Source organism: Daejeonella sp. (genome assembly GCF_049655485.1).
Lineage (GTDB): Bacteria > Bacteroidota > Bacteroidia > Sphingobacteriales > Sphingobacteriaceae > Daejeonella.
This window is the reverse complement of the sequence record NZ_JBASJU010000040.1, coordinates 1-6,778: the sequence shown is the minus strand read 5'-3', so window position 1 is coordinate 6,778 and position 6,778 is coordinate 1. Positions and strand designations below refer to the sequence as shown.

Genomic DNA, 6,778 nt, shown 5'->3' with positions numbered 1-6,778 from the left:
GTTCGTAGGCTTCTTTAGATTTCTGAACAGCAGCATCTGACTTACTTACCTGTTTGATCTGTTCGGTGATCTTGGCGTTGATGGATTGAATACCGGTGTTCAATTGGATTTTTTGAAGATCGTATCTGGACTGAGCTGCAATAGTCTGTTGAACTATCTTCTTTTTTTCAAATGCGCCTGAATACATATCAGAAATGTTCCAGGTGAGGCCTATTCCCACGAGGAAGTTATTGCTGCCATTTCCAAATCCGGATGTTAGCTTATCACTTACTCCTGCGGCGCCTATCCCGCTCCCGCGAGAGGAAGCGCCTCCTAATAAGGAAAGGGCAGGCAGTAGTGCACTGCTTACTTCTTTTTGCCGGATCTGGCCATAAGTAACTTCTTGTGCCAGGACATTTAAAACGGGATGGTTATTTACACTATCAGGACGATGAAGCCCTATTGGTGTTTTTAAATAAAAATCAGTCTTTAGAGATACATTGGCTACCAGATCAGGAATAAATTCCGAAAGCTGCAATTTTGCACCTGCCCGTTTCCCGTTCCATTCGTCTGTTCTTGAAAGGGCTTGCAGGTACGATGAAGAAGCCAGCGAGGTATCAGCGCCCGGTTTAATTCCGGCATCAGCCAAACTTGTAGCGATTTCAAGGATTTTTTTTACCCGTTCACCGTTATTTTTTGCCCAGATCAGATAAGCCTCAGAATAAAGAATATTAAAATACAGTCGGGTAACGCTGGTCTGAACATTTAACTTGGTGAGTGTTAATTCTCCCCTGGCTTGTTCGTTTAAGCTATTAGCTGCCTTGATACTATGCCTTAATCTTCCAAACTGGTAAACATTCCAGTCAATCAATACAGAGCCAAAAGAATTAGCAGTTGTCTTAACCTGCGTATCCGGATTATTTCCGTTGACATTAAAAATCCCTGGCAAAGGGAAGAAGGCTCCTCCGCTTCCTTCAAAAGTCCCGTAGGTATTTTGTAATTGTACCTGGGAATTGGGTAACATACCACTCTTCACCTTTAACGTGTTGAACTGAGTAGCGTTAATAAGGGCATTCTTTTCCTTGAGTTCAGGATAATCCTGATACGCTTTTTCCCAGGCTTGATTTAATGTTAGCTCAGTTTGTGAATAGGTATTGATACTTACAAGCACAAAAAAAATGCTCATAAGGTAAACCTTATGCATGACCATAAAATAGGTTTAATAAGAATTAAAAAATTTGATTTAGCTTTTAGAATAAAAGCATAAGTGTAGAAATAGGAGATTCCTATCAGGAGCTGATTCTATATCCGAAACAGGCAGTTTTTGACATGAATAGGATAAGCAGGGACAAGCGCGTTCTTTCCGAATGCATTTGTTAGAGATGTTCTAGCATAAAATATGCGCAGGAAATGAAATGCTATAGCAAAAGCGGCTAATACAAAAACAGGTGTCTTTAAATCCGGACCAGCAACCTGAGAATAAACAACATCCGCATCAGATTTAAAGCTTGACAAGCATAATTGAGCAGGGCTCATTTGAGCAGAAGACCTGACCTGCCGGGTTTTGTTATGATCTTTTTGAACTGCAGTCTCTGAATTCCCTATCAAGGAGTAAATAGTTTGTTTCAGAGGGCAGGAGGACAGAATAAGAAGCGCAATAAAAAAAGCCAATAACGGAGTTTTCCCCTTATTAGCAATTAAATTATTTACGCCACATCTAATACCCATATCCTTTTCCAGCTTCAGCAAAAATACAATTTGATAATTAAAAGAGTGTTAAAATATGTTAAAGGTTAACAGATTGTCTGGTTTAAAGCACTGTAAGATTAGTGCTTCCCGAACTGCTCTATAGCTTCGCCCAAGTCAAATACTTGTGTTTTATCACCAATAGCTTCATTCACGATACTACTTCCCGCCGCACTACGATAGCCCCCTGCGCAGTGTACAATTACAGGTTTGTCTGTTGGGATCTCATTAATTCTTTCTCTCAATTCGCCCAGAGGAATGTTTTTCGCTGAGGGAAATATAGGTTCGGATTTGAATTCTGAACTATTTCTAATATCAATGATACTGTATTGATCAGGATTGTTTCTGAATTTCTCTACATCAGCAACTTCCATTTCTTCTTTACCTTCATCGGAAACAATAGCGGCTTCAATAAACGACTCATAGCCAATACTGGCAGAACGTTCTATCAATTGATTTAACTGCTCCTGATCTGATGCAGCCAAATAGAACTTTTCTCCCGGAGAAACAATGCTTCCGAGCCATGTTTCAAACTTAGCCCCCAATTGTATATTGAAAGAATTAGAAAAATGCCCTTTCTTGAATTTGTCCTGAGGACTGGCGTCGATAATGAGCATGTCAGGATTTAAAGAATCTGCTGTGGGTTTTGTTAAAATTTTCACTGCATTTACCGATGGCTCAAACGCCGGGACGCCTTTGCGGTTCAGATCCACATCATATCCGAAATATTTCGGAATAAAAGGCTGGTCTGCAGTAAGTTCTTTGATGAATTTTTCTTCAGTCATCTCCTGTAAAGACCAGTTGCTGATTTTTTCGGCGCCTATAGTACTGCGATTAGCTTCACTTAATCCTTTACCACATAAGGTGCCAGCACCGTGTGCCGGATAAACCAGAACTTCATCATTTAAAGTCATTAATTTGTTTCTTAACGAAGAATACATCTGCCTGGCCAGGTCATCTCTTTTCTGTTGAATGTTTCCTGCGCCTTCACGCAGATCCGGTCTTCCGCAATCTCCGATAAATAAGGTATCACCGGTAAAAACCGCTTTATCTTTTCCATCATGATTTAACACAATGGAGATACTGTCAGGAGAATGGCCCGGAGTGTACAAGCTTCTCAACTTAATTTTTCCAAAACTGATTTCAGAGCCTTCATCAAAAGGCTCAAAAGGGTAACTCACTCCCGTTAAACTATGAGCATAAATCTTAGCGCCAGTTGTTTCATGGATTTCCAGGTGGCTGCTCACAAAATCAGCATGAGGATGAGTCTCTACTACAGCAATAATATCTGCGCTCATTTCTTTCGCATAATCATAATACTGTTTTGGGTTTCTTGAGGGATCTATTAAAACTATCTTACGTTCACATTCGCTAAGAATGGCATAGCTGTAATGAGCCAGGTATTTATCTTCAAATTGCTGAATCTTCATGGTTTACTTTTTTTGAACAGTACAAATCTCTATAAAAAAAATCCCGTGCTGTGTGATTTTGGTCACAGAGAGATTTTATAACACAGAGTATGTAATGAATTACTTCGCAGGACTTATGAGTAAGCGATTTATATTAAAGAAAAAGATTTTGGCAGATGGGGTCGATAAGGGCTATTTTTTTGAAGAAAGCTGGTCAAGGCATCTACTACATGTATACTCAGATCGATCCGGTTCTTACCTAAATTCTTCGGCACACCCTGTTGGGTAACGAAGGCAACCTTGTAAATACTACCGGGTCTTAAATGCTCCTTTCCAATGAATACGTCCTGTAGCCTGAAGCCTTTCGGGTTTTCAATTCTGATATAAGCGGTTAATCCCAGACACCGTTTAACATAACCACCCATCTGTTTCATCGGATCTGCCGAAAAGGTACGTTCGAGATTTTCTTCCAGCATGTCGAGGATTTCTTTACCTGTAAGCTCAACGACTGAAACGGGAGGATTCATTGGAATGATATTAAACAGATCCCATCGATTCACTGGTCCGGCAGGGATAGGCACCCCATACCTCCAACCGTTTGAAAATGCGATATCAGCCGATGAGGTTTCTTTGATGGATTGTAGTAAAAGATCGTCCATAGACGATTCCAGCGTATTATAGCGATCCAGTAAAATACTGGTTTCACCCACATGCTCCTTCTGCAACTTTTGATAAGGCTTCATGATAGCTTCAATAAGCTGATCCATCTCTTTATCCGGCTCAATGCTATCGTTAACCGGAATAAGCTGGTATTTATAGCTGTTGATTTGCTTGTCCAAAATTTCAAGCTCCAGATGGCCTAAAAAAGATCCATGGCAGCCACATTGGATAAGAATGGTATCATTGATCAGACTTGGTTCAGATAAGCGGTTATGTGTATGAGCGCTCAGGCATACGTCAATGCCCTTAATCTCTGAAAGCATTTTTATGTCCTGAGGATAACCATTATGGGAAAGAAGAAAAACCAGGTCTGCTCCTTCCATTTTTACCTGCTCGATGTAGCGGGGTAATTCCTCTGTGCCGTCTGTTATTTTTAATCCATCGCTAAAATTTTCAGGCATTGTTTTATCAATGATATTTGAGCAGATACCTATTATGGCAATCTTCACACCCTCCACTTCCTTGATTATAAAAGGCTTAAGGAAAAGAGTTCCATCGTTTTTGTAAACATTGATACCTAAAACCGGATAATTGAGCTGATCATTCAGCTTAAGCAGTTGATCAGGTCCATAGGCAAAATCCCAATGCCCAACCATGGCATTAAATCCAATTTTATTTAATACCGGAACTATTGCTTCGCCTTTAGATTTAACGACCGGCAATGTGCCATGAAATGTATCACCACCATCAAGGACTAAAGTATTTAGGTTTTGCCTGCGGATATCCTTGATCAGGCTGTAGATACGGGAATATCCTCCCATTACTTTTGTTTCCCGGCTTTCGGCATCAAACATTAGTTCCGGATGAGGCTCCAGGTAGCCATGTACATCATTTAAATAGGCGATGGATAATTTCATCAGAATATGATTTAATCAATGGATATGAAGGTCGCCCGGATTTCCTTATCAGACAAGCTTGCCTGAGCTTACCGGTTTTCGGTTCATAGGGTTTGGTTTTGTAGGATTTGATCGCTTTGAATGCCCATCAACCGAACATACAGCCCTATAAGGCTTCAATTACTTTTTGCAACCTAGCTCTGATTTCATGTGCAATATCATTCAAAGCACTATTTTCTATAGCCTTCATAGATGCTGCCGGATCTACAGCCGAAACCTCTACCTCCCCGGCTACTTTTTCCTGAACAATTACATTACACGGCAGCATGGTTCCAATTTTATCTTCTGCCAGTAAGGCTTTGTAGGCAAATGGCGGATTGCAAGCTCCCAGGATTTTATAGTTATAAAAGTCAACATCTAATTTTTTCTTTAGGGTGACTTTTATATCAATTTCAGTTAGTATGCCAAAACCCTCCTCTTTAAGAGCATCAGTTACTTTTTGAATGGCATTGTCGAAGCTTCCTTTAATTGTTTTGCTAAAATAATATTCCATGATTTTTTATTTTTAAGGTATTCCTTTCAAATTATTCTTTTTCTATTTTTTATTCCCATCCCCATTTTTTGAAAATAGCATGACCTTCTGCAGACAACAAAAACTGTATAAATTGCCGGGCTTCTGACTTTTGATTGGAAATGGTTGTAACAGAAATAGGCGTTCCCCTGTATACGGTTTGCTTTTTGGGGATTTCTACCAGCTCAGATACATCCTTTAGCCTGTTATGCCACGATGCAAAAATTATTATTGCATCATATTTAGTATCAGCCTTCCATGCATCAATTGCTATTGCAGTATTACCAAAAGCTCCTTTGATGTTTTTTTGGATCCCTCCAATCAAATTTTGCCTTCCGGCCAGGTCTTCCCACATTCCTAATTGCCCGGCGCCGGTAATTTCTAATATATTGATACCTGGTTTGGCCAGATCTTTCAGTGAAGTAATATTTTTAGGGTTTCCAGGACGAACTAAAATTCCTGCCCGCCTTTTATATAATTCAGTTCTTGTAGTACTGTCCATTAATCCCGGGTGCTGCATTTTAAACTGAGTAAGCATGTATTCGGCACCTCCGAACACCAGGTCTGCGTTCTGTTTTGCTTTCTCTATCCATTTTGGCTCTGGCCCTGCAGTTACTTTAACAGATATGGAATATTTCATAGAAAACACTTTCGCGCATTCCTCCATGGCGGCCCCCGGTCCGCCGGGTCCATAAACATATAAGGTATCCTGCTTGGATTGTGCCTGGGACAATGCAGGGAGAATATAAAAGGCTAAAACGATTAAAGTTTTCATAAATACTTGCTTAAAAATTTTTACAAAAATTTCCTATGGATGAACTATCGCCCAGCCCTGATAATGTCGAATGATGATCTCACCATTTCCGCTGGGTACAAATGAGATGAAAGAGAATAATGAGCTTTTATCAATTTTACGTTCCCTTAGCGTATTTTCACACTGGGCAAGAATTACACCTTTTGCCTGTAACTCCAGCAAGGTTTTTTCGAATGGCCCGGTTTTGTCGAATACCTTAACCCCATCTCCGAACACTACTAATTCAACATTCAGTTTACCTTCAAGCCGGGGGTCAGCAAGGGCATTTTTAATATTTTTTAGCGTAGCGTTTATTTTTTTATCATCGCCGTTATTTAAAACATAGAGCGCTTTATAATTTTTGCGTTTGGCTTCCGCGCCAGTAAAAATGGTAGGAGGTTGTTGAGAAAATGCTGGATTAACTGTGATGATTAAAACTAATGCTGCAAAAGGGATCAAAAGATTTTTCATTTTAATATAGTTTGTTTTTAATGGCAATGAAGCTATCATGAGATAAATATGTAAAATGAGATTAAACAAACTTATAATCGTAGCCTTCCAGCTGTGAAAGTAATGCTGCCGGCTGATCTGTCGCAATTACCCGGCCATCTATTTTTGGAGATACGGGTGAATGGACAGCCAAGTATTCGGTCATAATCTGGTGTAAGGTAACACCAAGTTTTTTTGGATTTTGAACGTGCTCTACCCTGCATAGGGTATCATC

8 protein-coding genes are annotated in these 6,778 nt (G+C 39.9%); all 8 read right to left on the bottom strand.

Going from position 1 to position 6,778, the window contains the following annotated elements; all coding sequences use genetic code 11:
• Positions 1–1,165, bottom strand: a 1,165-nt coding sequence (locus tag WBJ10_RS01930; protein ID WP_424287862.1) for a TolC family protein, incomplete at its 3' end; no start/stop codon positions are given.
• Positions 1,166–1,281: 116 nt separating this feature from the next.
• Positions 1,282–1,728, bottom strand: coding sequence for a hypothetical protein (locus WBJ10_RS01925; RefSeq protein ID WP_276348882.1), 447 nt, complete (start codon positions 1,726–1,728; stop codon positions 1,282–1,284).
• Positions 1,729–1,805: 77 nt separating this feature from the next.
• Positions 1,806–3,155: an MBL fold metallo-hydrolase gene (locus WBJ10_RS01920; RefSeq protein WP_276348883.1), complete on the bottom strand. Its 1,350-nt coding sequence runs from the start codon at positions 3,153–3,155 to the stop codon at positions 1,806–1,808.
• Between the two features lie 128 nt (positions 3,156–3,283).
• Complete coding sequence (locus WBJ10_RS01915; RefSeq protein ID WP_424287861.1) at positions 3,284–4,711, bottom strand: bifunctional metallophosphatase/5'-nucleotidase; 1,428 nt, start codon at positions 4,709–4,711, stop codon at positions 3,284–3,286.
• 145 nt (positions 4,712–4,856) lie between these two features.
• Complete coding sequence (locus WBJ10_RS01910; RefSeq protein ID WP_276348885.1) at positions 4,857–5,243, bottom strand: DUF302 domain-containing protein; 387 nt, start codon at positions 5,241–5,243, stop codon at positions 4,857–4,859.
• Positions 5,244–5,292: 49 nt separating this feature from the next.
• Positions 5,293–6,036 (bottom strand): substrate-binding domain-containing protein, encoded by a 744-nt coding sequence (locus tag WBJ10_RS01905; RefSeq protein ID WP_424287860.1) that lies wholly within the window; start codon positions 6,034–6,036, stop codon positions 5,293–5,295.
• A gap of 33 nt (positions 6,037–6,069) precedes the next feature.
• Complete coding sequence (locus WBJ10_RS01900) at positions 6,070–6,525, bottom strand: DsrE family protein (RefSeq protein WP_424287859.1); 456 nt, start codon at positions 6,523–6,525, stop codon at positions 6,070–6,072.
• Between the two features lie 61 nt (positions 6,526–6,586).
• Positions 6,587–6,778 (bottom strand): hypothetical protein (locus tag WBJ10_RS01895; RefSeq protein WP_424287858.1); only part of this gene is annotated, 192 nt, incomplete at its 5' end.

What these genes read in the sequence shown, in the direction of transcription:
- WBJ10_RS01900 (WP_424287859.1), bottom strand. Translation starts at nt 6,525, where the DNA reads ATGAAAAATCTTTTGATCCCTTTTGCAGCATTAGTTTTAATCATCACA.
- WBJ10_RS01905 (WP_424287860.1), bottom strand. Translation starts at nt 6,036, where the DNA reads ATGAAAACTTTAATCGTTTTAGCCTTTTATATTCTCCCTGCATTGTCC.
- WBJ10_RS01910 (WP_276348885.1), bottom strand. Translation starts at nt 5,243, where the DNA reads ATGGAATATTATTTTAGCAAAACAATTAAAGGAAGCTTCGACAATGCC.
- WBJ10_RS01915 (WP_424287861.1), bottom strand. Translation starts at nt 4,711, where the DNA reads ATGAAATTATCCATCGCCTATTTAAATGATGTACATGGCTACCTGGAG.
- WBJ10_RS01920 (WP_276348883.1), bottom strand. Translation starts at nt 3,155, where the DNA reads ATGAAGATTCAGCAATTTGAAGATAAATACCTGGCTCATTACAGCTAT.